Below are 24,889 nucleotides of genomic sequence, written 5' to 3'. Positions count from 1 at the left end.
AGTGTATTTTAAATTTATATTTCAATGTATTCATTGTCTGTGATAATCCAAGTATTATCTGGGTCCCACTGAATTATTTTATCAAATTTTGCTTTGTCAATTAAAGTTGAAAGTCTTATGGCAAAATCAAAATGTTTTCGAACATTTGGACATTGTTTAGGATTTAAATGAGTTTTTACATCGCCATTTAATAAAATAACTAATCTTTCACCCATTCTTAGAAGAATCGAATAGATTCTGTCAAAATCTTTTTGGTTTTCAGGGAAAGCCTTAGCGTCAAATTTTTCAAATTCAGACAACTCCTCACCTTCAACTTGAACTGTATAAAAACCTACAAGTCGCGTGGAGAGATCTCTGATTCTGATGAATTTAAGAATCAATCTTAACTTTTAGGTTAAGTAAAAATAGTATACTTTTTTGATTTTTCAAGTTAATTCTTGATTTTGGGATGGTGATATGATTAAATCATAGCTAATGTATTCAATTTGAATTAGACGATTATTCGACTAAATTCTAAATTTTCAATATTGAGGTTTTTCTATGCCTATTCTGAGTTCCCTTTGGGTTTATTGATTTCTGATGGGAGAGGGTTTGGGGGGATTGGGACTGTACAGTGTGAGAGATCCTGTTACTTCAGAATTTTGCCGATTTTAATACAGTAGGTATTGTTTCTTGTAGTGAAGCCTTCAAATGCAGTGATGAGTCTTCTTGCGTCTTTGTTATAGCCGTTGATGAATTCTATTCGGTCGTATTTTCTTTTTTTACCTTCTGTATTAAATAGCCTGGATGTCCAGAATGGAACTTCATCTCTGTATTCGATCTTTTTGGCTCCCGCGGCTATTTGGTCGAACCATTCTTTTTTGATGATGATTTTGAGGGTGAGCATGGGTGGGTTTTAGGGGTTGGGGGGGGATTAGAGCTGCCGGGTTTTCGGAGTTGGGGTGTTTCTTATATACCCCACATTTGTACTCCATGGAAATAAAAGGCTCCTTTTTCTATGGCTTCTGGAATATTGGTCTTAGTGTGTAATGCCTTTTCTGTTAGGTTAGATTGATAGGTATCGTCTGTTTCATTGTATATATCGAATCGTTTGGTATGCTCATCGTAATGGATTTCTTTTGATGATCTACATAGTCCTCCTGCTAGGAGCATATAGAATTCTGCTCGTCCGTTGATATTAGAGAGTTGTTTGAGGTGTTCGATAGAGGTTACTTGGATCATGGTGTTGTAATTTAATTAATGCAATTAAAATATGGTGGTTGTAACCTATTTATAGAGGGGGGAGTTGGGGGGGATTATAGCTGTCGGGTTAGGAGATGGCTGGTCTATACCGTTGCTAGATATTGATCTAATTCTTGCTCATTTTCAAATGAAATTGAAGCTTCTGTTTGATTTGTAAAAAAGTCAACTAGTTCTAATGTGGTGTTGAATATCCTGAAGTGTAGACCTTCGTAGTTATATAGATAGATGACTCTATTTGAATTATTATTTTGTAGGAATATTGTTTCAACTGTTCTTGATGGTGTTATATAGCTTGTTTCGACGGTGGTAAATGTATTCATTGGTAATAAGATGGTTTTGAGGGATTATGGCTGTGAGAATAAGAGAGGTACTAATGGGTTTAACCAACTCTTAGTTTAGCAGCTTCTTTCCATAAATAATGCGGTAATGGTTCGTTTAGTTCCCATTTTATATTCATTGGCTTTTCTGGAAAATCCAGTCAAATTGACCCCCTAATACCATTGTAAAGTGACCCCTGTTCGCCAGAGCAAACTGACCCCCTTTCGCCATTTTAAATTGACCCCCTAGATATTGGTATAAGAATTAGTTGTTTTCGTAGGAAAAAATCGGGAGGTTCTTGATTCATCAAGTGCTTTCCATACATGTCTAACAAAACAATTGAGATGTTTACAATACGCCAGATTCTCCGTCTTTATGCTTCAGGGAAGGGAACAAAGTCAATTAGTCAATCAACAGGGATTGCTCGTAATACTATTAAAAAGTATCTGTATCGCTATGTTTTATCGGAGAAAACAATAGAGCAGATTGAAGCGATGAGCGATGCTCAGATGTCTCGGTTGTTTTTAATTAAAGAGCCTATTGTGGTATTTAATAGGCGACAAGCGGATTTAGAACCACTTCTTCCATTACTCGCAAGTATGCTTAGGAAACGTGGTGTAACAAAGGGTAAGGTTTATGAGTTTTATTTAACCCAGTGTACAGATGGATATAAGAGTTCATCCTTTTTGGATAAGCTTAATAAGTATATGCAGCAAGGTAAGCCCTCTTTAAAAATGGTACATAAAGCAGGCGATAAAATGTTTGTAGATTTTACTGGACAGAAATTACACTTGGTGGATGCGCAAACGGGTGAGATAAGTGAACTGGAAGTTTTTGTAGCTATCCTGGGTTGCAGTCAACTCACTTTTGTAATGGCAGTACACTCCCAATGCAAAGAAGATTTTATTTTATGCTGTGAACGTGCCCTTCATTTTTATGGAGGTGTTCCCCAGGCTATTGTGCCAGATAATTTAAAGTCGGCAGTTACCAAAGCCAGTAAGTATGAGGCACAACTCAATGAAACCTTCGCTGCTTTTGCAGAACATTACCATACGTTTGGATATCCAACTCGTACTTATAAACCTAAAGACAAAGCGTTGGTAGAAGCTATAGCAGGATGCAACAGTTTATAGAACTAGAGAAGCAAACGTTGCAACCGCTAAATCCATATTTATTTGAGCCGATGACTTCGCAGCTATCAACTGTAAACAAGTATGGACATGTGTTGCTTAGTGTTGATAAACGATATTACAGCGTACCCTACAAGTTAATAGGTAAGCGGTTGAAAATAAAGTACAGCACTACAAAGTTGTCGGTGTATGATGAAAACGAAGTGGTAGCCGTTCATGATAGATATATCGGCAAAGGACTCAAGTATATTACTATCCAAGACCATCTTGCCACCCAGCATAAGTATGCAGCTGATTGGAATCCCCAGAAATTTATGTCAACTGCTAGCGCCATCGGGGAAAGTGTAGCAGCTTACATAGCCAAGATATTAGCTCGTGAAATTTATCCAGAACAAAGTTATAAATCTTGTTCTGGCGTATTAAACTTTGCCAAACGAGTAGGTAATACTAGGCTCGTTAATGCGTGTAAACGAGCAGATAGTTATGGTATCTATAACTATGGTATTATAGACCAGATACTACGAACAAAAGCAGACACGATTCCAATGGAAGATGAGATACTGAATACAGATATGCCATCACACGAAAATGTACGTGGTGCAGAATACTACGAATAAAGCTTTTATCACTAAATTTTAAACCAACATTAATGAACAAAGACACCTTAAAGAAAATGGGCGATATGCGCCTGCTTGGAATGCAAACCGCTTTTAAAACTTTTGTAGAGCTTCCACCTCCAGTTAGCTTTACCAATGATGAGATGGCACAGTACTTAGTACAAAATGAATGGGACGATCGTAAACATCGTTCCCTACAGAGAAATATTAAAACAGCTAAGTTCCGCTATATGGCAGATGTAGACGGTATTGACTTTAGTAATAAACGAGAACTGGATAAAAATCAAATAGATCGCTTGCTTACTTGCGAGTTTATAAAAAAGGGACAAGATGTATTTATTACTGGTAGTACCGGTACAGGCAAGAGTTATCTGGCATCCGCCATTGGGCGCCAAGCCTGTTTGTTTGGGTTTAAAGTTTACTACACCAATACCGCCAAATTACTATCCATCTTAAAAATGGCCAAAGCCGATGGCTCGCACCTCAGAGAGCTTACTCGTATAGAAAAACAAGACCTGTTAATACTAGATGATTTTGGAATCCAAGCTTTTGATGCTAGCGGTAGAGCATTATTGATGGATATTGTAGAAGACCGACATAGTAAACGAAGTACTATCATTGCATCGCAGGTTCCAGTGAAAAACTGGTACGATGTGATTGGAGAACAAACTGTAGCCGATGCTATACTTGACAGACTGGTTCATCAATCAGTACGTGTAGAGTTAAAGGGGGAATCTTTACGCAAATTAAAAAAAGAAAGCAGCACTGCAGAAACCGAGAAAAATATTTAATCAAAATAGACAAAATAAATCCTACGTTTGAAAAACAATTACAACTAGTTCTTTACCATTTTTTTAGGCCTCAATCAATCCATTATTGGAAAGAGTTTCTTAGGGGGTCACATTGCTTTGGCGAATGGGGATCAAGTTGTCTGGTATTTACATAAAAAGCAAATAACAAATAATCCCAGCGCTGTTACAATCTTCAACAACTTATTTTTCGTACTCGAATATTCAAAATTCGTTTTAATTGGGAATAAGCCTGAAAGGCCATTGATTTCAATTGTGTTACGTGAAGCCAGTTGCTTTTCCATCTTATCCAATAAGAAGTTTATTTCTGTGTCGTATTTCATTTTTTCGTCAATACCCACAAATAGATTATGCCATCGTTGGTAGTATTTTTTGTATATGGCATTCACAATTTGAAAAAAAGTATCCTTTTTTATTACACGAGCATCATTTTGAGAGTAGATCATCATTACCGCTCGCATTTCGCTTTCATAATCGAATATGCCAACTCGTGGTACATAGTAATTACATTTAATTACTCCAAAGTGTGACATTTTTAATAGTCGAATTAATAATCTTGAAGATTCTGGGGGTTCAAGGTTATCGTGGTAACAAGCTACTTCAGCAACAATGTAGTTATACTCTATGCCCTCTTTTCGAAGAAATTCTTGGATGCCTTCGATGAATTGAAAAAAGGTATTGTTTTTTCGAAATCGTTTATCAATCACTAAATAATCAACGATCACAAACTTTTCTTCCACAAAAAATGCCAATTCTGTAAAACCAATTATTTCACCATTCAAATAAAGTGACAATACAAAAAAAGGATCCGTAAAAAGATCATTCCAATGATCTAAACAATACAATATCTCTTTACTATCTGTTCTTACAGCTGGTTCAGTATAATCAACATACAATCTTAGCGCATCAATTATTCCTTTATCTCTTGAGGATTTAAATCGTTTGAGCTCAAACAATGTTTTCATTGATAATTATTAGTTATCAATGGTTCAATATTTATTAAGCAGTCGCATTTCCTTTGTTATTATTTGAACTTCAGTTTAAATTAATTCTGCATAATATGAGGTATTAGATGGGCTTATTAAATCAATTTGTCTGCCACTTTCTAAATTTTGGTTTTCTTACACTAGAAATAAGAGTTTTAATAAACCATCAACTGGTGCGATTAATGCATATATTATTTCTTCTATTATAAATTTGGTCTTTTATAGCCTAGAATGATTGTTGATTTTTTTTATGTGTAGTTTCGTTTGCTAGTTTTATAACCACTTTCCCTTTTTACCGAATTTGAAGCTCACTAGATAAAAGTAAAGCGTTTATTTGCGGAACACTTAATTGTTTATTTGGGAGCTTACTGAAATTTTCACAGTCTTCTTATGTAAAGAAAATTTCTTCGTTTGTTAGAGATTCTTGTGGCTTATAGATTTCTCAGTCAATTAAATCATCAAGTGAATAGGTATTTTAAAGTTTCCGCAATAACATGTAATAAATATGGGTCAATTTTACCCGCTTTCTTTCTGTCTTGATCCATTAGGATCACTCGGTAATTCTTCTCTTCATCGGGCTCAAACATAAATGGGAAGTTCTCGATGTGCACTGTGATGCGATGGGTATATCCATAGGGCTGGAGTTCGGCAGGGAACATGATCTCTTTCCCATTATACCACACGGGTAGGTCGAAGGTTTCGTGCATAAGTAAATGTAAGCGAATGTTTAAAAGAAATGGTGGGCTCCAATCAAAGTTATTTTTCCAGCGCTTATCTTCGACTCATGGAACATAAGGATCTGGTATTGTATACGCTCGCACAAATGGTCGCTGAATCTGCACAACCTAGTTTATACCAGTTTATTCCGAGGGAATTGATTTTACGCTTGCCGATGGATTGGTCTGCTATTTTTTCTTGTCTAAGCACTTTAGAAGAAGAAGGAGCTGTTCAAATTTTTCACGGAGATACGATTCAATTTTCTATCACGGAAAAGGGAATTGAGCTCTCCAAACATTTGAATTGGCAATCGACCAATTCCACCTCATCGATTTAATAAGATTGGCGTATGAGCATACGTCAAGGAATTATTTTATTTGGGATATTTTGTTGGTATGAAAAAATCCATCAGTCTTTATCACGATCAGATTGGGCAAAATATTCAAGCATTCAGAAAACATCATCAACTCTCCATCAAGGATTTGAGTCAACGATGTGGCATTGATGTACAACAATTACAAAGAATGGAAAGGGGGGAGGTGAATTTTAGGTTGACTACGCTGGTCAAGGTATTACAAGTGACGGGGAATGTATTATTTTACCAAATAACGGAAGAGAAAAATTCATTTCCCTAGAAACGGTAACTTCCCCAGAAATACTTTAATGCTTCCTTTGGCATGAATTTTTAGTCAAAAGTGGAAAGGCATTAATTGATATAGTTTAAAATATTTCTTTAAAATCTATAGATCAAAATTTTATCAATCCCAACTCTTCCAGGCGTATCGCCATAGTTTCATCTGATACACCAAATATTGCTGAAAGTGGTGTGAATTTGTGTCCAACAATTCGGTTCGCCCTTGCTAATTCACGACCTAACCCACGAAGATTTTGGCATTTTTCTCTAAAAGTTTGAATCGAGCCCGCGCCGAGCATGAATACTGTTTCTTGATTGATATTAAATACCTCGTTTCCAAATCTCTCTCTAAATATCTTAATAACCTGTTTTCTAGGCATTAAAAAATAGGCGGCAAATTTATCTGCTTGCCTCTCCGTAAGGTTTTTGCTTGTATGGGAACCATCGATTGGTTTATCTCGATGTAATAACATGTCAGGATGTAAAAGAGCATGTCCTAGCTCATGCGCTAAGGTGAATCTCATGGTTTCAACTGGGAACTGCTGTGAAACTTCCACCACTCGTTTCTTTTTATTGATCAAACCTGCTACCTCAAAAGCTCCAGTGTCATCATAATGTCTGCCCAATGATTCTTTTTGTATTACAGCATATTTCATCAAGCGAATTAGTATTTCTTGCGGTTTTAGTACTTGCATTGGTAGGGTCAACTGATCGCTATCCTTCTTAAATAATTTATCTTTTTTAATCCAGATAAATTGCTGGAGGTTGGTGACAAATTTTTCAAGGTCATCATCCGATAGAATTTTATCAGCATGCTTGCCTGCTTTGTATTCAGCCATCAGCTTTTCAAAACGATAGTGTTCGTCTGCTTCCTTTTTTAGCTGATGATGTTTCTCTTTACAAATTCGATCCAATTGGTGGTATTTTATTTCAAGTTTATCCTTTACTCCCCGAATCATTTCCATCCAGTCATCAGCAGGAAGTTGTTGAAGGTTTAGTTCAATAATGGAAAGACAACTTAGCATCCCAGCTGTAGCCGTGTGAATTGCTGTGGCAGAATCTCCTCTTGCCGAAATAAATCCGTAATCAAAGACATAAGTAGCCATTTCGCCAATTCGATGGCAATATTTGGCGATTTGAATCGGTATTTCTGTAGCTTTTCTAAGCTCAGCATTGACGATTAAATCTTTTTCATGTTTGATTTTACTATTTTTTTCTCCAAGCCTGTCTTTTCTGGCTTTGATGACTTTATCAAATTGTACAGAATCATTTTCAAAAAGGCTTTCTAATTGTGGCAACACTTTGGTCTTTATCAGAAGGCGATTGTTCTTATGTTCTTCAAGGTGAGATTGATATCTAGGACTTCTGGATGCATATCTTTCTGTTAAGTCTATTACTGTTGTAGTAAGATGCGCTGCCAACAAACCATCCAACGCAGCAGCGCTACCAGAACCCGGCTCATGACCTCCTGCTCCAAAATCTTTTAGGAGTTGCTTTGTAATTCGATTAAGTAATGGTTCGCGTGACATATCACAAATTTATCAAATTGTGCTGGGCATCTAGGGTTGAGTAATCAACAAAAAGCTGTTTATGGTGGAAAACTGATAATAAAAATGGGGTGATTACTAATTAATTGACTAGAATAATTCGCATTTGCTGAAAAACATATCTCTAAGTGGATGCTCTCCTAGATACTTTTTTGGAGCAGAGGCTCAAAATTTTAGATGAGTATAACATTCCAAGGAATAAGTGGGAGAGTGCTGAAGTGATAGTTTTTACGCTGTATCATATGTTCAAATTGAGCACCAACCAAAACGTATTTATTGGGGTAATAATTCTATGATTAGAATTAGAAGCAAAGCTTATAAACAATGTAGTATTCATAGCCTGATGTTGATGAAAATGATGCTCTATAGAATTCAATACTGTCGACAAGGGTTGTCTGGCATCAAGTAATTAATTAATCTTTATATTATTAAATATACATTTAAATTATAGTTTGATGAATTGGTGTGCACGGAACTAAAATTTTAAACTCTTTTGGAAAAAAAACTATACATTTGTTTTATCAGCATTAATGAAAAAATTTGTCACATTCATAGTAGCAGTTTTATTTCTGAGTACTTCCTCAGGGGCTTCTATACGAATGCATTATTGTATGGGTAAACTTGCCGACTGGGGGTTTATGTATAGAGATTCCAAAACTTGCGAAAATTGTGGAATGGAGGAATCCGATACAAAAGATAATGGCTGTTGTAAAGATGAAAACAAGTTTGTAAAGAACATTTCAGAACAAAAAATTACTGAATCAGTTTCTATTAATTTTACTCTCACTATTCTTGACTTACCGCTATCCCTTTTTTCATTATCGGATATTTTCTATATCTCTTCAAGTGAAGAGTATCCAATAAGTCATGCTCCACCTCGAAATTGCAAGACGCCCGTATACCTTCTTAACAGAACTATCCTTATTTAATTTAATGTTGACTTAGTAGTGCCAGGCAATCAAATTGTCAGGCTATTGGCGTTTCTCTTTGCCAGTATTATATTTTACAACAATAAAATCATGAAAAATGAAAGCAATTAAAATGCTAATGATGGCAGCGCTAACTATCTTATCTTTTTCAGTATTTGCTCAGGACCCAACAACACAAAAGAACAAAATTAGACAAACTGTTGAAAAGACATATATATGTCCAATGCATCCTGATGTGATTATGGATAAATCTGGGAAATGCCCAAAATGTGGCAGGAACCTTACTCTAAAAGAAAAAATGAAAATGGAGGTAGTTGGTCTTTATGAATGTCCTGCGCATCCAGGTATTACAGGAGATAAACCCGGCAAATGTTCAGTATGTGGTTCTAAAATGAATCTTTCACCCAAGGAAAAAATGAAAATGGGAGTAATGAAAACCTATACCTGCCCCATGCACCCCGATGTTGCAAGTGATGAGTCAGGTAAGTGTCCAAAATGTGGAATGGATTTAAAAGAAGAAGAGCAGTCTGTTCAAACATATTCATGTTCTAGCCACCCGGACATGACTAGTGACAAGCCAGGTAAATGTTCAAAATGTGGAACCTCATTGACACTTTCTCCAAAAGAGAAAATGAAAATGGAAGTGATGAAAATATATTCTTGCCCCATGCATTCGGATGTCACCAGCAATAAACCTGGTAAATGCACTAAATGTGGCATGGATTTAAAAAAGAGGTCAAACTAATGCTTCTACATTGCTTCAAATATTAATATCAAATTATGGTTCAAAAATTAATTGAACTGGCTTTGCGTAACCGGGTGATTATTCTGTTATTGGCAGGAGGATTATTTGCTTATGGAATTTACGCTGTGAAACAGAATCCGATTGATGCTATTCCGGATTTAAGTGAAAACCAGGTGATCGTATTTACTGAATGGATGGGACGCAGTCCACAGGTTATAGAAGACCAGGTAACCTATCCATTGGTCAGCAACTTGCAGGGTATACCTAAAATCAAGAATATTCGTGGTTCATCCATGTTTGGGATGAGTTTTGTGTATGTGATTTTTGAAGATAATGTTGATATATACTGGGCGAGAACCCGTGTACTCGAAAGACTCAACTTTGCACAACGTCTTCTACCGCAAAATGTAACACCTACGTTAGGTCCTGATGGAACAGGCGTGGGACATATTTTCTGGTATCACCTCAATGCTCCTAAGATGGATTTGGGAGAACAAAGAGCACTTCAAGACTGGTATATCAAATTTGCTTTACAAACAGTACCTGGTGTGGCAGAAGTTGCATCTTTTGGTGGTTTCGAAAAGCAATATCAATTAGTAGTTGATCCCATAAAGCTGCAGTATTACAATATTTCGTTGATGGATGTGATGAATAAAGTCAAGGCCAATAATAATGATGTAGGGGGGCGCAAATTTGAAATGGCAGATATGGCTTACATTATCAGGGGCTTAGGCTACATAAAAAATAAAGATGATATTGAAAATATTGCACTGACCAATTACAATGGTATACCTGTAAGAGTCAAGGACATTGGTTCTGTTCAAATGGGGGGTGATTTGCGTCTGGGAATTTTTGATATGGATGGCAAAGGAGAAGTGGTAGGTGGAATAGTAGTAATGCGATACAATGAAAATGCCAATAAGGTAATTGAGTCGATAAAAGCTCGGATGAAGGAGGTTGAAAAGGGCTTACCGGAAGGTGTAACGTTCCAAACTTCATACGACCGCAGTACACTCATTCAAGAAGCTATTGATTCAGTAAAAGGAACGTTAGTTGAAGAAATGATTGTCGTCTCATTGGTAGTGCTCATATTTCTATTCCATTGGCGCAGTGCTGTGATCATACTGATTCAATTACCTATTTCAGTTGCAGCAGGGTTTATTTTCCTTGAAATGTTTGGTATTTCATCCAATATTATGTCATTAACGGGGATCGCGCTTGCTATTGGTGTAGTAGTTGATGATGGCATTGTGATGGTGGAAAATGCGTACAGACATATTAGCGAGGCACAGGCTAAAAAAATTAAATTAACCGACAAATCGTAAGTATGGCAAAGTGGTTCAAAAGAAATAAAGACCCCTTAACAATAGAGGAAAGAAATGAGATTATTGAAAGATCTTCAAAACAAGTAGGTCCCGGCGTATTTTATTCCACCATTATTGTAGTCACTTCTTTTCTTCCTGTATTTCTACTTACAGGTATGGAAGGAAAACTTTTTCATCCCCTGGCATGGACAAAGACTTTTATCCTATTAATTGATGCGGTATTAGCTATAACATTAACTCCGGTTCTAATTTCCTTTTTTCTAAAAGGACGACTAAAACCAGAAGATTCAAATCCAATAACAAAAACACTGGAGAAGATTTATACGCCCATTCTAAAATGGTGTTTAAAATGGAGAAAAACTACCATAGGGCTTAATATTCTGGCATTAGCCATGGGAGTAATCATGATGACTCGTCTTGGTTCGGAATTTATGCCGCCATTGGATGAGGGCTCATTGTTATTTATGCCGGTAACTCTTCCAGATGTATCCAATTCTGAAGCAAAACGATTATTACAGGTTCAGGATAAGTTGATTCGTTCTGTTCCCGAAGTTTCACATGTTCTTGGTAAAGCAGGAAGAGCCAATACAGCAACAGATAATTCTCCGATCAGCATGATTGAAACCATCATTTTACTCAAGCCTAAAAATGAATGGAGGGAAGGGCGAACCAAAGATGATATTATAAATGAGCTGAATTCAAAAATGCAAATACCGGGTGTTACAAATGGATGGACACAGCCCATCATTAATCGTATTAACATGCTTTCAACCGGTATAAGAACCGATGTTGGTTTAAAAGTATACGGACAAAACCTGGATAGTATTTACGCATTTGCTCAAACTATTAAAAGGCAGTTGGAGGGGATTGATGGAGTAAAGGATTTATATGTGGAGCCCATTACAGGCGGAAAGTACATCGATATTATAGTTAAACGTGGTGAAATCGGTCGGTATGGGCTGAGTATTGATGATGTCAATACCGTAATTGAGAGTGCATTAGGAGGTATGAAACTTACTACCACTATTGAAGGCCGTCAGCGATTTTCCGTAAATGCCAGATACGGGCAAGATTTTCGAAATAATATTCAAGCATTAAAGCGACTTCAGGTACAGACAATGGACTTTGGTCCTATACCATTAGAAGCTGTTGCAGACATTAAACTAAGTGACGGCCCACCGATGATTAATTCAGAAAATGCAATGCTTAGGGGTACAGTACTATTTAATGTTAGGGAAAGAGATTTAGGCAGTACAGTAAAAGAGGCACAAGAGCGATTGAATCGAATGGTCACTAAACTTCCAAAAGGATACTTTCTGGAATGGAGTGGCCAGTGGGAAAATCAAATCAGGGCTAACCAGACTCTAAAAATGATCATGCCAATAGTACTCATTATCATTTTCATGGTATTATATTTCACCTATCATTCTTTTAAAGAAGCTCTAATCACCATGATCACCGTGCCGTTTGCATTAATCGGGGGTGTATTCATGGTCTATTTTTTTGGCATTAATCTTTCTGTAGCTGTTGCTGTGGGCTTTATTGCTTTATTTGGAATGGCCATCGAGACAGCCATGTTGATGACGATCTATTTAAATGAAGCCATGAACAATATGGTCGCTAAACATGGTAATTCTAAATCAACATTAACACCCACAATTATCCGAGACTATGTGATTGAAGGCTCTGCCAAAAGGTTACGACCCAAACTCATGACAGTTTCAGTTGGACTTTTCGGTCTGATCCCTATTCTTTGGGCTACAGGAGTTGGTAGTGATATCATGCGACCCATCACCATTCCATTGATTGGTGGCACAATTTCATCCACTATTTATGTGTTACTCATTACTCCTGTCATTTTTGAAATGATTAAAGAGAGAGAATTAAAACGTAACGGTAAAATTGAATTAATAGATGTTAAAGAATAAATTAATACTGACCTTCTTTGGGTTGATATGTTTTGCATATGGCAATACGCAAATCTTGAAGTTGCATGCAATCATTGATAGCATTAAAACAAAGCATCCTGTAGTGAAGATGTATGATCATGAAATCCGTTCTATGGATGAAGCTGCAAAAGGGGCAAGAAGCTGGATGCCTCCTCAAATCGGCATTGGTCAATTTATGACACCATATGATGTCAGACTCTGGCATAGGGAGGGCGATATGCCTGGTATGGGATCTGTGATGATTTCTGGAGAGCAAATGCTCCCGAATAGAAAAAAATTAGATGCAGATGAGAGGTACATGAAAGCTATGTCGTCAGTTGAGAAAGAAAAAAAGAATGCAACACTAAATGAATTAGTGAACGATGCTAAACAGTTCTATTATGATTGGATAATCCTGAAAAAGAAATTGTTTATCCTGGAAGAGAATGAAAAGATACTGGACTTCATGATCAAAAATGCAGAAATACGTTACAAAAACGGTCTTGAAAAGATAAGTGCTTATTATAAGGCAAAAGCCGCTTTAGGAGAAGTGAAAAATATGCAATTAATGTTTGAAAGTGATATTAAAGAAAAACGTATTCGCATCAATTCGCTTATGGGTAGAAATGCTATGACAGATTTCGATATTGATACCACTTACTTCTTGAATAGTTATGAAGCTCTTGTTTTTGACAGCACTCTTTTTTATACTAACCGTAGTGACCTAAAATCATTGGATAGAGAGATTGATCTTACTATTCTAAAACAGGAAACGGAGCGTACTGCACTTAAACCTCAATTTGGAATTCGTTATGATAATATGATTGGATTTGGAGGACAGCCATTGCAGTATACCATTATGGGAATGGTTCGTATTCCGATGGCTAAATGGTCTTCTAAAATGAATAAAGCCAATATTGAAAGCTTAAAATGGAAAAGTAATGCCATTCAGTCACAGAAAGAAATGATGGTGAATGAATACAGTGGGATGGCTTATGGCATGCGTAATGAACTGGGGTTAAAGAAAAAGCAATTAAAACTTTTTGAAGGTCAGATTATACCGGCATTGCGTAATAATTACAAGACAATGCAGCTCGGTTATGAGCAGAATACAGAGGAGTTATTCATGTTATATGATGCATGGGAAATTCTAAACATGAAGCAGTTAGAATTATTAGAGTTACTGAGTCAGGCATTGAAACTTCAAGTGACAATTGAAAGAATTATTGAAAAAAACTAAACCAATCGGAATGCAAAGAAGAAAATTCATACAACTGTCTGGGGTTAGTACCGGTAGCCTAATAACAAGTGGATCTTTAGCTGGATTTTTTATGGCTGGTTCAGGGTGCAGAAAAGAACATCACAACGGGCTAATGACAAAACCTGTTATGGTTATTGAGAATGATTTTTCACAAATGCTTACCAACCCATTACAGTCTGGTGCCAATCAGACACTCACAGCACAAACTACAACTGTAAATATTAGGGGGGCTAATATTCCTGTCTTGGGCTATCAACCTAATGGGATGCTTGGTCCGTCATTCAGGGTAAACAAGGGAGATGTTGTAAATATTTTGCTCCAGAATAATTTATCTGAACATACCAATATTCACTGGCATGGTTTAAAAGTACCTGCATTAATGGATGGACACCCAGATCAATTAGCAAATGCAGGTGGTACTTTCCGCTATCAGTTTACTGTGAATCAGAGAGCCGGATTGACATGGTATCATCCACACCCTCATTTTAAGACAGGTAAACAGGTATTTCAGGGCTTAGCCGGTTTATTTATTATTAATGATCTGGAAGAAGCAACTTTAAATCTACCATCGGGTCGTTTTGAGATTCCATTGGTTATACAAGATAAACGATTAACCAATCAGGGGATAACATATAATCCTACTGCAGAAGAAGTTATGTCGGGCTATATGGGTGAGTCTGTATTGGTAAATGGTATTTATTCACCTTATACTGAAGTATCAACCCGTTATTACAGACTTCGTATTTTGAATGGCTCAAACGCACGTTTGTATAATCTCGCATTCAGTAATAATGCCGATATGATCATTATTGGGAATGATGGTGGTTTATTGAAAAATCCTGTAACAGTAAAGGAAATTTTATTGGCTCCGGGAGAAAGACTGGATGTTTTAGTAAATTTTAATGGGTTATCTATCGGTACAGAGCTATTCTTACTAAGTAAAGAATTTGCTAACGGAGGGGATGCTCAAGGGAAGCAGTCATTTAAGATCATGAAGTTTAAAGTTACCGCTACTGTCACAGATTCTTTCACTGTACCCACAAAACTTTCAATGGTTGATAGTTTGCCAGCTTCTTCATCAGTCAGGAGCAGGGTGTTTGATATATCTAATCCGATGGAACATCATGGATATCCTATGAATGATGGCATGAGAATGCGTCATCGCATTAATAATAAACTTTTTGATAGCAGTCGCATTGATGAAAGCATTAAATCCAATACGAATGAGATATGGGTCTTTGATAATAGTAAAGGCGATGAACCCCATCCCATGCATTTACACGGAGTTTTTTTCCAGGTACTTCAAAGAACAGGTGGCAGGGGCAGTCTGATAGTATCTGAAACTGGCTGGAAGGATACAGTACTGGTAATGCCTGGGGAGACAGTCCAAATAATCATTCCTTTCGAAAGTAATTTGGGAAAATTTGTTTTCCATTGCCATAATCTTGAACATGAAGATGATGGTATGATGTTACAATATGAATTGATATAAGCTGTATATATGATGAAGAAATTATTTTTTATACAAGTTCTGGTATTCTTTTTGGTTGCCTGTGAAAATAAAGATACACATAGCGATCACCAAGCAGTTGTTTCTAAGGAAATGTATACCTGTCCAATGCCAGAGGATTCTGTATTTAGTGATAAACCTGGTACATGTGCCAAGTGTGGAATGGATTTGGTAAAAATGGAGGAAAATCATCACCCAGAGAAGAATGCTACCTATACCTGCCCCATGCACCCTTCGGTCATTAAAGATCAACCGGGAGCCTGTCCTATTTGCGGGATGGATTTAATTAAAAAAGAAAACAATAATAAAAAAGAGGAAAATATTGAATTGAACGCTTTGCTCAAGCCAACCAATGAGCTTGTAATCTCGTCTATTCCTGTTACTGGTCTTGCGTTCAGCAGCGAGCAAATAGAACTGAATGCATTAGGTAATATCGCCTACGATACAAGAATGATCGGGGGTATTTCTGCCAAGGTGTCGGGAAGAATCGAAAAACTTTATGTACGCTATAAATACCAGAAAGTCACTAACGGACAGCGTATCATGGATATTTATAGTCCTGAATTACTCACTGCACAGCAGAATCTTTTGTTTCTCATCAAGAACGATCCTGAAAATTCGACTTTATTAGAAGCAGCAAAAGAAAAACTTTTATTACTCGGAATGAGCAATCAACAGGTAATGGAATTGATTCAATCGGGTAAACCCTTATTCACGATTTCGGTTATCAGTAATTACAGTGGGCATATTCATGAAACCATCAATGTTGATAAAATGAACGTAGCAAATGATAATATGGGAAATATTTCTCAACAAACCGAAGCGCTTGCATTAAAAGAAGGGATGTATATACAGAAAGGTCAGTCAGTGTTTACCGTCTTTAATCCCGATAAAGCATGGGCTATCCTAAATATATATGGCGAAAATCAATCTTTTGTAAAAAAAGGTAATGCTGTAAGTATTATTCCTGAAACAGCGAGGCAGAAAGACTTTAAAGCTACCATTGATTTCGTTGAGCCATTTTATCGCAAAGAAAGTAAGACCCAGACTGTAAGAGTTGGCTTCAATAATAGCAGTTTAAGAATACCTATTGGTAGTCAGGTTCAGGCAGTAATTTTTGGAAATACTGTAAAAGGTTATTGGTTACCCAAAGACGCAGTACTCTCTTTAGGATTAGAAAAAGTGGTTTTCCAAAAAACAGCAGAGGGCTTTAGAGCAATCAAAGTAATTACAGGTGTCTCTCTGGAGAAACAGATACAGGTACTCAAAGGATTGACGATGAAAGATTCAGTTGCAGCAAATGCTCAATTTCTTATGGATAGTGAAAGTTTTATAAAAGTAAAAAACTAAGTATGCGGTATATCATCTCTATAATAGTATCAATAGTACTCGTTTTATCTTGCAAGAATACAATAAAGGAACCTATTGATACTGATAAATATTATACCTGTTCAATGGATCCTCAGGTAGTTGAGTATAAACCTGGTAAATGTCCTATTTGTAAAATGGACTTAACACCAGTGAAAAAAAGAAAGGGAGAAAGTCAGGATGAACTGGAACTGAGTGATCAACAGGTTCAATTAGGGAATATTCAGGTTGATACTATCCAAAATGGAACAATCAGCGATCAATTAATTTTAACCGCTTCATTGAATTTTGATCAATCGAGGCTATATGCTGTAAGCTCCAGGGTTATGGGAAGGGTAGAAAAACTTTATTTCAAGAACCTTGGTGAATATGTTAAAAAAGGAGCGCCACTTTATGAAATGTACAGTGAAGATTTAAATAATGCAAAACAGGAATACCTACTTGCAATCGATAAGAAAAATACTTTTTCAAGTCAGGCCATTATTGATTTTGATCAATTAGTTCAGAGTGCCAAAAACAAATTACTTCTTTGGGGTTTAAACGAAACCCAGATTAATGAACTGGGCAATACTAAGAAGGCAAGCCCGATAACCACCTATTACAGTACTGCAGGCGGCTATATCACAGAACTCGATATAAGGGAAGGCGATTATGTAATGGAAGGTGGTACAATTGTCAAACTTGCTGATCTTTCAACATTATGGGTAGAGGCACAGGTATATAGCTCGCAATTAGCTGATTTGCAGGAGAACAGTATGGTTACTGTTCAACTTCCAGATTTTAATAATAAGGAAATAAAAGGGAAACTTGAATTTGTAAATCCTGAAATCAATCAGGCTACAAGAATCAATCTTATTCGTTTATCTATTCCGAATCCCGGTAATTATTTAAAGCCCGGCATGTCGGCTTATGTATTGTTAAAAAGTCCTAGAAGAAAGTCCCTTAGTTTACCTATTGATGCAGTAATAAGAGACGGCAAAGGGGCGACTGTATGGGTACAGACTGGTAAGAATACATTTAAAAATTTAATGGTACAGACGGGGTTGGAGAGTGATGATCGGATAGAAATAATATCCGGTTTGAGCGAAGGAGATATTGTTGTATTGAAAGGGGCTTATTTGCTCCATAGCGAATATATTTTCAAGAAAGGAGCTAATCCGATGGAGGGTATGAAAATGTAAAGCTGATATTTTTTTAAAAGTAATAGCAACCTTTCTTTTAGTTTATCCGTACCAAACGATGGCTATTTACAAAAGATATACGTTTCAAAATAAGTATCAAATATCGTATATGCGAAATAGAGATGATTCCTTCTTTACTTGTAAAATACGTTTAGCCGCTAAACGATATCAAGTGCCTAACTGTCTTCCTAATTGGCCTAAATTTGAATGCTTGCTTAATACTAAAATGCCATTAAGAAAAATCAATCATGCGAAGTCGATTAATAAAAATCCTCCCTCTTTCGATATTTCATCAAACGAACTCTAATCAATGTTCAATTGGGCTATAATAATCTAAATATTCAAACATATTTATATGCAATTCATATGCAGAAGCTATCTTTATGCTTGGCTTTCTTTACTGGGGTCAATCCAATTTTTACCAATACCGTTACCTTTGTAGTAATGACGGTAAGCATTGTTGTAGTTTTATTAAGCGTTCTTAACAAAAGAAAATAAAGCCTACCTGCCTTGGTGCTGTATTTAATTTACCCATGAGTACCATTACCATTCTGGCGGATTTATTAATGATTTACATGAGTGGACTAATATTACTAACTATGTTATAATGGCAACTGTAAAATCAATATGGCAATTTTTCTGGAAAATCTTAAAAGCGCTCTTTGTAAGGAAAAAGGATTGCTGTAAATGATATATTTTGCTGTTTTAAACAACCGATGAACAGCAACTTCTCCCAAATCATCGTTCAATACAAAAAAAATAAACAATCTGTTCACAATATATGGTTCATTGATATTGAAGAACGGTTAAAATCATTTCGTCCTAACTTAGTTCTAAAAAAATATAACAATGCACCAGGTAAACAAGTGAAGCGACAAAATAAATAATACTAAACGAAAAATAATTGTATTACTCAGGCACAATAGCTATTTGCCTATGGAATATTCAGAGCTTAATCAGTATTCAATTTTAAGAAATTAACTGGTTTCAAAACGTTGGCCTAAGCTAACACGTCATTTCATAATAAAATTTAGCAGGCTTGCAAAAATTCAAACTTTATATCTCCGGGGGCATGGCTGTCTATATAGGTCGTCAGGTGCTGACAAAAATGCATGCACACCATGCCCTTGAAATTGTAATGTCATTCAAGAAATCTTTCTTGATTTCAAAAAATGGAACTGAATTTGAAAAAAGTGATTGCAGCATTATAGCTGCCGACTTACCACATCAATTTATCGGTAAGGATGATTTTTATATTTTCATTTATTTGGATGCTGAATTGAATTACACTCATAGGCTGGAAGCATCCATGTATCTGGAAAAATAAGGATTGGTTCATTACTTTGGTAGTGAAATTGATGCTGTAAGAACTGAATTTATCAATTGGTTTAATTCAGCATCAAATGAAGATGAAAATGTACATAATCTAATTGGCTTGCTTGTTGAAAAGCTAACGGGCAGCGAAAACTTAGTTAATCAAATTGATGAAAGAATTAAACAATCAATAGAGTTTCTTCATTCAAACTTGAATGAAGAAATAAGTTTGGCAAATATCGCTTCTAAAGTTCATCTTTCTGAAAGCCGCTTTGCCCATTTATTTAAGGAGCAAACCGGTATCCCATTTCGTAAATACATACTTTGGTGCCGGATGCAGGCAGCATTACAAGAAGTAATGAAAGGGCAATCGTTTACCAATGCAGCATATGGTGGGGGTTTTTCAGATGTAGCCCATCTTAGCCGCACATTTACAGAAATGTTTGGTGTTTCGCCTTCAGAAGTTCTTAAATAATAGCAGGTTTATTCAAGTCTTTTACTTTTAGGTAAAGCATTTTTGCACTCTAAAAATGTTTTTCATGAAGAAAGTATTTCAGTTTGGAATTTATCCTGCCATCATGTTGTCAGCTTCCGCCATTATTTTGTATGGAATCCGATCAGGGTACAACCAATATCTTGTAACTGTACCTGTCATTACTCTTACAGGTATATTAATTTTATTATTGGAACAATGGATGCCTTATGAAAAGAATTGGGTAGGTGGTAAAAATGACTGGAACCTTGACCTTACTTACTACATCATTAATTACAGTATAAAACTAATTGCTCAATTTCTTTTTATATGGCTGGCGGAAAGTATTAGCTTTTTGTCGTTGTTTCCGATGCAATTGCCATTTTGGATGCAGGTAATAATTGCACTTACAATAATCGACTTCTTTCTTTTCCTGGTACACTGGCAGAGTCATCAATACCAATTTTTATGGAAGCTTCATGCTATTCACCATAGTTCGGAGCGATTGTACTTTTTGAATGGTGAAAAACGTCATGCATTGCACCAGGTAATAGAGGGAACACCCGGCATTATTCTTTGCCTTGTAATCGGTACTCCGCAACCGGTGGTAGTGGCGGCGCTGGCAATTCTGGCTATAAATATGTTTATGCAGCATACCAATCTTGATTACAAAGCAGGTGTTTTGAAAAAATTCTTTTGTGTAGCAGAGTTGCACCGCTGGCATCACCGTGCAGATTATAAAGATGCACAGGTTAACTACGGAGCCTGGCTTACCATTTGGGACCGCCTATTCAACACTGCGTATGATAGTCTGAAAATGCAAACAGAATTAGGTGCTATCGGTATTGCTGAAGAAAAGAACTTTCCCAAAAATTACTGGAAACAATTTCTCTACCCTTTCAATAAAAAGATTCGGCAAAATTCAAAAACAATATTACTCATTGCAGGTATGCTGTTTATAAATGGAATTGTATTTTCCCAGACGGATGCAGATACTATTACCGGTAATTGGCAGCTTCAGGATGGTAGTAAAAAGATAAGCGTCGTTAAAGAAGATGGCAAATACGTTGGTAAAATCTATTGGGTTAAAGACATGGCAAAAAACAATGAAATCGGCAGGAAAATATTGTGGAATTTGGAATATGATGCTGATAACAAAGAGTGGAAGGGTGGCGAAATCCAGTTACCTGGTATGGGACATCCTGCAAGCTGTTATATTAAACTCAAAGATGCAAAAACTGCTCTAGTTACGGGTTACCACGGCATGAGGCTATTTGGTAAAACCAAGACCATTACAAGGGTGAACTAATGGGCCAAATAGCGTATTTTGCTGTTTTAAGCAGCATATGAACAGTAACTTGGCACTACTAATACGGCAATATAAAGAAGATAATCAGTCTGTATACAACACGTGGTTCATCAATAATGCGGAACGGCTAAAGGCGTTTCGTTCTATCCGTCGTGGTGTTATGCAGGTAATTGATGATATTAAGAGCAAAAAATTCCCTGCTGATTTTAAAGGCTCTTCGTTAGAGTTTGTGCTTACCTGCATTACAGAACAAAAGCAGGTATTTGAAGGAGCTTCCCATCCATTTTACTGGAAACCCAAGTTGAGGATTCCTGATATTTATGAGAATGAAAACAATAAACAGGCATTCGGACAATTCTTAGAAAATTGTTTGAATGCAAAGACTGAGGAACAGATTCTTAAAGAAATCATAAGACTGGATGGTTTTAAAATTAAAGGTCTTGGTCCTGCTGTTGCAAGTATCCTTTATTTTCTACACCCAACCATTATTCCTCCATTCAACACTGCTATTATTAATGGGTTCAATTTCCTATACAAAGACAAAAAGAAATTAGGTAGCTGGAGTGAATACCTGAAGCTGAGAGAAGTAATGATTGATGCCAATAATCAGTATCGTTCAGAACTTTCATCAGATTTAGGCGCTATTGCTGGCCTGTTATTTGAAATAGGGACCCAAAAGTTGATACTGGGTACAGATGTGTATTTATCCGAGCCTGAACGAAAGAAATTGGAAAAACTAATTGAAAAAAGACAGGAAAGTGTGCAGCAGGAAAAGGATGAAGAAAATCTGCATACGGAGATGCAATATCATTTATTGAAAATAGGCAGTGCATTAGGCTATGATGTGATTGCCGCTTCTAACGACAGATCAAAATCACACTGTGGGAACAGTTTTTCATTTATGAGCTTACAACAATTCCCCGATATCCAATTGGAGAAAGATACATTGAATACTGTAAAACTAATAGATGTGCTGTGGTTTCAAAAGGGAACAAATAATGTAATTGCTGCTTTTGAAGTGGAAAAAAGCACCAGTATTTATTCAGGCATTTTAAGGTTGACAGATTTGAGTTATACAATTGCAGATGGTGATGAAGTGTTCTATCTGATTGTGCCTGATAAGAGAGAAAAAGATGTTTGCCTTCAACTTTCCCGTCCTGCAATTAAACAAAACAATGTAGTAATTAAATACATCCTTTTTTCTGAATTACGTAGTCATTGCAATGCACTGTGCAAGTTTGGCGAGAGTCATCATATTATGGAGAAGATAGCGAAGGCAGTATAAAAAGCGGCAGTTAATGCAACTGCCGCTTTTCGTTTAAAATTTTGCTCCAACAGATATAAAGAATGTTCTTCCGTCAGCCGGTAAAGCACCTGGTCCCGGATAACCACCTGCTCTGCGGGTGAAATATCTTTCGTTAAATAAATTATTTGCTCCTGCTTTTAGGTTTAGCCCTTTTGAAAATTTATAAGTAGCTGTTAAATCAGTTACAGTATAAGACGGTATTAAACCATTGTTGCCATTTGCCGAAGGTGTAACTGTATTATTGGCATCGCTAAAGGTTTCTCCTACATTGCTAATCTGTACAGTTAATAAAAAGCCTTTGTAACCGCCTGTTATTCCGCTACGGAAAATATTCGTGGGTGCATTCTCCACTTTCTTACCTTTTGTACTGGCATCTTTATGGTTGCCACTGTATTTAGCATCTGTATATCCGTAAGATCCAAAAATAATTAAATCTGCATCCTTGTTTTTTCCGAATGCCCTGAAAGGATTAAATTCTACATACCCCTCAAACCCTTTGCTGGTACTGCTGCCAACATTAGTAATAAGCCGGTATGAAGGTGTTCCGCTAACAGTAATTGTCCCTACACGGTTATCATACTGTAAGTAAAATCCACTTATATCAAACTGAAGAAAATCTTTCACTTTACCACGGTAGCCTAAATCAATATTGTATCCCATTGCATCTTTCAAATCTGCGTCAACCACATCGGTTGTAGGTGGAGCTTGCAAATTTGCAAACTGAATAGGGCGATAAGCCTGGGAAAAATTTGCATATACCTCAGTATATCTGGTAACATGGTACTCCGTTCCCACACCAGCGAGAATAAAACTTCTATCTCTTGTAATATTTTGTAAGATTATTTCTGTACCGCCTGATGTATATCCATTTCGCCCGGAAGATGAACCTTCCAGCCATTCATATCTTATTCCGGGTATTATCAAAAACTTATCGCTTATGCGAAAAATATTTTCTGCAAATGCAGCTGTGTTTCTGGACTTAAAAATAATATCACGGGGATAATTACCGGTTATGGTAACATCATATCCTGTACCTGTTGTTCCTTTACCGTCGGCTTGCCTGGTGGTAGTGCCGGTATATAAACGGATACCAGCAGATAAAGTATTTTTCATTTTACCAAGTCTATAATCAGTAATGATACGACTCTCCAGACCATAATTCCTATATTGGTCAAGATTCACTACTCTGTTGTTGTAGCTAAGTGTTGCAGGGTTAATACTGTCTTTGGTAGTGATGGATTGTAAAAATCCAACACTGTTTCGGTCTCCGATGGTACCAAATAATTTGGTATTCCAGCGGGTGTTTTCATTTATTTGAAAGTTGGCGATTAATGCAGGGGTTGTCCAGGTTATGTCAAACCAATTCCGGCCGCGGAAACTTTGTTGGGCATCCTGCATTATTTGTACATCTGTTAAACCACCTGGTTGTTGACTGCGGATATGCGAACGCATAACTTCAGCCGTTAATGAAAATTTTGTTGTGAAATTATAGGTTACAGTACCATAGCCTGCGTTGGTAAAATAGCGGCTGTTTTCTCTCCATCCGTCTCCATTACGATGATCAAAAAATGTATAATAATGCACTTTGCCCTTTTTGCCACCTATTGCATTATAGCTGTTGAATAGGCCATTGCTTCCAACTGTTTGCTGTGTTTCAAATTCAAAAGGTTTGTTTATTTCACTACCATTTCTGAGAATGTAATTTACCAATCCGCCAAATTGTGGGCCATATTGCAAAGACCCCTGTCCCCTTACAATTTCTATCCGTTGCACAGCCTGTAGCTGCGGATTATAATATGCTTCTGGATAACCAAAAGGATCCGCAGCAATATCATATCCGTTTTGACGCACATTAAACTCCCAACTCCGGTTGGGGCTTAACCCACGGGCAGCAATACCAATCTGAATTCCGCTGGGGTCGCTTTCCCAGATATGGATTCCGGGCACTTTTGCCAGTACCTGTCGCATGTTATTTGTTACTACATTGCCCTGCACATTGTCCAGTACAATCAGTGTATTCTTTTTACCTGCATAAATATTAGTGCCAACAATTTCCGGCATTTGCTGATAATCGCTTTTGCTGTTTCTTCCCACTACGGTCACATCGGGCAAGCTTTTTATGAGTAGTGTATCAATCTTTCCTTTTTTGGGTTGCCCGGTAGCTACATTTAATACCAATATCATTAAACACAAAACAAGCGCTCTTTTACTCATAAGTATGATTTTGAATTGCAAAATTGC

Annotated in this window: 25 protein-coding genes; 17 read left to right on the top strand and 8 right to left on the bottom strand. The window is 36.7% G+C overall.

Annotation, left to right across the window (positions count from 1 at the left end; translation table 11 throughout):
- Nucleotides 1-14: 14 nt before the first annotated feature.
- The 3 genes from TEGAF0_RS04425 to TEGAF0_RS04415 form a co-directional block, all read right to left on the bottom strand.
- Nucleotides 15-380 carry a hypothetical protein gene (locus TEGAF0_RS04425; protein ID WP_264900382.1) on the bottom strand — a complete coding sequence of 122 codons (366 nt, stop codon included), beginning with the start codon at nucleotides 378-380 and terminating at the stop codon, nucleotides 15-17.
- 248 nt (nucleotides 381-628) lie between these two features.
- A complete protein-coding gene (locus tag TEGAF0_RS04420) occupies nucleotides 629-886 on the bottom strand; it encodes a hypothetical protein (protein ID WP_264900380.1) in 258 nt (85 codons plus the stop codon).
- Nucleotides 887-948: 62 nt separating this feature from the next.
- On the bottom strand, nucleotides 949-1,152 hold the full coding sequence (locus tag TEGAF0_RS04415) for a hypothetical protein (RefSeq protein ID WP_264900378.1): 204 nt from the start codon (nucleotides 1,150-1,152) through the stop codon (nucleotides 949-951).
- Nucleotides 1,153-1,904: 752 nt separating this feature from the next.
- Between TEGAF0_RS04415 and istA the strand changes: the two genes are divergently transcribed.
- Genes istA through istB form a run of 3 tightly spaced genes read left to right on the top strand, consistent with a single transcriptional unit; the run spans nucleotide 1,905 to nucleotide 4,098 of the window.
- Nucleotides 1,905-2,693, top strand: coding sequence for an IS21 family transposase (gene istA / locus TEGAF0_RS04410; RefSeq protein ID WP_264900319.1), 789 nt, complete (start codon nucleotides 1,905-1,907; stop codon nucleotides 2,691-2,693).
- Nucleotides 2,678-3,307, top strand: coding sequence for a Mu transposase domain-containing protein (locus tag TEGAF0_RS04405; protein ID WP_458574897.1), 630 nt, complete (start codon nucleotides 2,678-2,680; stop codon nucleotides 3,305-3,307). The genes istA and TEGAF0_RS04405 overlap by 16 nt, the downstream gene beginning before the upstream one ends.
- 32 nt (nucleotides 3,308-3,339) lie before the next feature.
- Nucleotides 3,340-4,098, top strand: coding sequence for an IS21-like element helper ATPase IstB (istB, locus tag TEGAF0_RS04400; RefSeq protein WP_264900316.1), 759 nt, complete (start codon nucleotides 3,340-3,342; stop codon nucleotides 4,096-4,098).
- 131 nt (nucleotides 4,099-4,229) lie between these two features.
- Here the strand turns inward: istB and TEGAF0_RS04395 are convergent, their stop codons facing one another.
- Nucleotides 4,230-5,081 (bottom strand): hypothetical protein, encoded by an 852-nt coding sequence (locus TEGAF0_RS04395; protein WP_264900376.1) that lies wholly within the window; start codon nucleotides 5,079-5,081, stop codon nucleotides 4,230-4,232.
- Between the two features lie 479 nt (nucleotides 5,082-5,560).
- Nucleotides 5,561-5,809: a hypothetical protein gene (locus TEGAF0_RS04390; protein WP_264900375.1), complete on the bottom strand. Its 249-nt coding sequence runs from the start codon at nucleotides 5,807-5,809 to the stop codon at nucleotides 5,561-5,563.
- Nucleotides 5,810-5,886: 77 nt separating this feature from the next.
- Between TEGAF0_RS04390 and TEGAF0_RS04385 the strand changes: the two genes are divergently transcribed.
- Complete coding sequence (locus TEGAF0_RS04385; RefSeq protein WP_264900373.1) at nucleotides 5,887-6,156, top strand: hypothetical protein; 270 nt, start codon at nucleotides 5,887-5,889, stop codon at nucleotides 6,154-6,156.
- A gap of 58 nt (nucleotides 6,157-6,214) precedes the next feature.
- On the top strand, nucleotides 6,215-6,454 hold the full coding sequence (locus TEGAF0_RS04380; RefSeq protein ID WP_264900371.1) for a helix-turn-helix domain-containing protein: 240 nt from the start codon (nucleotides 6,215-6,217) through the stop codon (nucleotides 6,452-6,454).
- Between the two features lie 112 nt (nucleotides 6,455-6,566).
- On the opposite strand, the gene TEGAF0_RS04375 is transcribed toward TEGAF0_RS04380, so the two are convergent.
- Nucleotides 6,567-7,982, bottom strand: a complete 1,416-nt coding sequence (locus tag TEGAF0_RS04375; RefSeq protein ID WP_264900370.1) for a cyclodeaminase/cyclohydrolase family protein — start codon at nucleotides 7,980-7,982, stop codon at nucleotides 6,567-6,569.
- 548 nt (nucleotides 7,983-8,530) lie between these two features.
- On the opposite strand from TEGAF0_RS04375, the gene TEGAF0_RS13610 reads away from it, so the two are divergent.
- The 8 genes from TEGAF0_RS13610 to TEGAF0_RS04340 all read left to right on the top strand — a co-directional run bounded on the left by TEGAF0_RS13610 (nucleotide 8,531) and on the right by TEGAF0_RS04340 (nucleotide 18,247).
- A complete protein-coding gene (locus TEGAF0_RS13610; RefSeq protein ID WP_458574898.1) occupies nucleotides 8,531-8,929 on the top strand; it encodes an HYC_CC_PP family protein in 399 nt (132 codons plus the stop codon).
- Between the two features lie 97 nt (nucleotides 8,930-9,026).
- Entirely contained in the window at nucleotides 9,027-9,674 is a 648-nt protein-coding gene (locus tag TEGAF0_RS04370; RefSeq protein ID WP_178887983.1) for a heavy metal-binding domain-containing protein, read from the top strand.
- A 35-nt stretch (nucleotides 9,675-9,709) separates the two neighbouring features.
- Nucleotides 9,710-10,999 carry an efflux RND transporter permease subunit gene (locus tag TEGAF0_RS04365; RefSeq protein ID WP_178887982.1) on the top strand — a complete coding sequence of 430 codons (1,290 nt, stop codon included), beginning with the start codon at nucleotides 9,710-9,712 and terminating at the stop codon, nucleotides 10,997-10,999.
- A 2-nt stretch (nucleotides 11,000-11,001) separates the two neighbouring features.
- Complete coding sequence (locus TEGAF0_RS04360) at nucleotides 11,002-12,927, top strand: efflux RND transporter permease subunit (protein ID WP_178887981.1); 1,926 nt, start codon at nucleotides 11,002-11,004, stop codon at nucleotides 12,925-12,927.
- The gene (locus TEGAF0_RS04355; protein ID WP_264900368.1) at nucleotides 12,914-14,167 is read left to right on the top strand and encodes a TolC family protein; all 1,254 of its coding nucleotides are present in this window, start codon (nucleotides 12,914-12,916) and stop codon (nucleotides 14,165-14,167) included. Before TEGAF0_RS04360 ends, TEGAF0_RS04355 begins: the two co-directional genes overlap by 14 nt.
- A 10-nt stretch (nucleotides 14,168-14,177) precedes the next feature.
- Nucleotides 14,178-15,680, top strand: a complete 1,503-nt coding sequence (locus TEGAF0_RS04350) for a multicopper oxidase family protein (RefSeq protein WP_178887979.1) — start codon at nucleotides 14,178-14,180, stop codon at nucleotides 15,678-15,680.
- A 9-nt stretch (nucleotides 15,681-15,689) separates the two neighbouring features.
- Nucleotides 15,690-17,048, top strand: coding sequence for an efflux RND transporter periplasmic adaptor subunit (locus tag TEGAF0_RS04345; RefSeq protein ID WP_264900365.1), 1,359 nt, complete (start codon nucleotides 15,690-15,692; stop codon nucleotides 17,046-17,048).
- 2 nt (nucleotides 17,049-17,050) lie between these two features.
- The gene (locus TEGAF0_RS04340; RefSeq protein ID WP_264900364.1) at nucleotides 17,051-18,247 is read left to right on the top strand and encodes an efflux RND transporter periplasmic adaptor subunit; all 1,197 of its coding nucleotides are present in this window, start codon (nucleotides 17,051-17,053) and stop codon (nucleotides 18,245-18,247) included.
- A 602-nt stretch (nucleotides 18,248-18,849) separates the two neighbouring features.
- On the opposite strand, the gene TEGAF0_RS04335 is transcribed toward TEGAF0_RS04340, so the two are convergent.
- A complete protein-coding gene (locus tag TEGAF0_RS04335) occupies nucleotides 18,850-19,023 on the bottom strand; it encodes a hypothetical protein (protein WP_264900362.1) in 174 nt (57 codons plus the stop codon).
- Nucleotides 19,024-19,319: 296 nt separating this feature from the next.
- Here TEGAF0_RS04335 and TEGAF0_RS04330 point away from each other — a divergent pair, with 296 nt between their 5' ends.
- The 4 genes from TEGAF0_RS04330 (at nucleotide 19,320) to TEGAF0_RS04315 (ending at nucleotide 22,627) form a co-directional block, all read left to right on the top strand.
- Nucleotides 19,320-19,574 (top strand): hypothetical protein, encoded by a 255-nt coding sequence (locus tag TEGAF0_RS04330; protein ID WP_264900361.1) that lies wholly within the window; start codon nucleotides 19,320-19,322, stop codon nucleotides 19,572-19,574.
- 3 nt (nucleotides 19,575-19,577) lie between these two features.
- Nucleotides 19,578-20,036, top strand: a complete 459-nt coding sequence (locus TEGAF0_RS04325; protein WP_264900359.1) for a helix-turn-helix transcriptional regulator — start codon at nucleotides 19,578-19,580, stop codon at nucleotides 20,034-20,036.
- Nucleotides 20,037-20,100: 64 nt separating this feature from the next.
- Complete coding sequence (locus tag TEGAF0_RS04320) at nucleotides 20,101-21,342, top strand: sterol desaturase family protein (protein WP_264900358.1); 1,242 nt, start codon at nucleotides 20,101-20,103, stop codon at nucleotides 21,340-21,342.
- Between the two features lie 37 nt (nucleotides 21,343-21,379).
- Nucleotides 21,380-22,627 (top strand): hypothetical protein, encoded by a 1,248-nt coding sequence (locus TEGAF0_RS04315; protein ID WP_264900357.1) that lies wholly within the window; start codon nucleotides 21,380-21,382, stop codon nucleotides 22,625-22,627.
- Between the two features lie 33 nt (nucleotides 22,628-22,660).
- Here TEGAF0_RS04315 and TEGAF0_RS04310 read toward each other — a convergent pair whose 3' ends face one another.
- Nucleotides 22,661-24,862, bottom strand: a complete 2,202-nt coding sequence (locus TEGAF0_RS04310) for a TonB-dependent receptor family protein (protein ID WP_264900355.1) — start codon at nucleotides 24,860-24,862, stop codon at nucleotides 22,661-22,663.
- Between the last annotated feature and the right edge of the window lie 27 nt (nucleotides 24,863-24,889).

Origin of the sequence: Sediminibacterium sp. TEGAF015 (genome assembly GCF_025997995.1) — a bacterium.
Lineage (GTDB): Bacteria > Bacteroidota > Bacteroidia > Chitinophagales > Chitinophagaceae > Sediminibacterium.
This window is presented reverse-complemented; position numbering and strand designations above follow the sequence as displayed.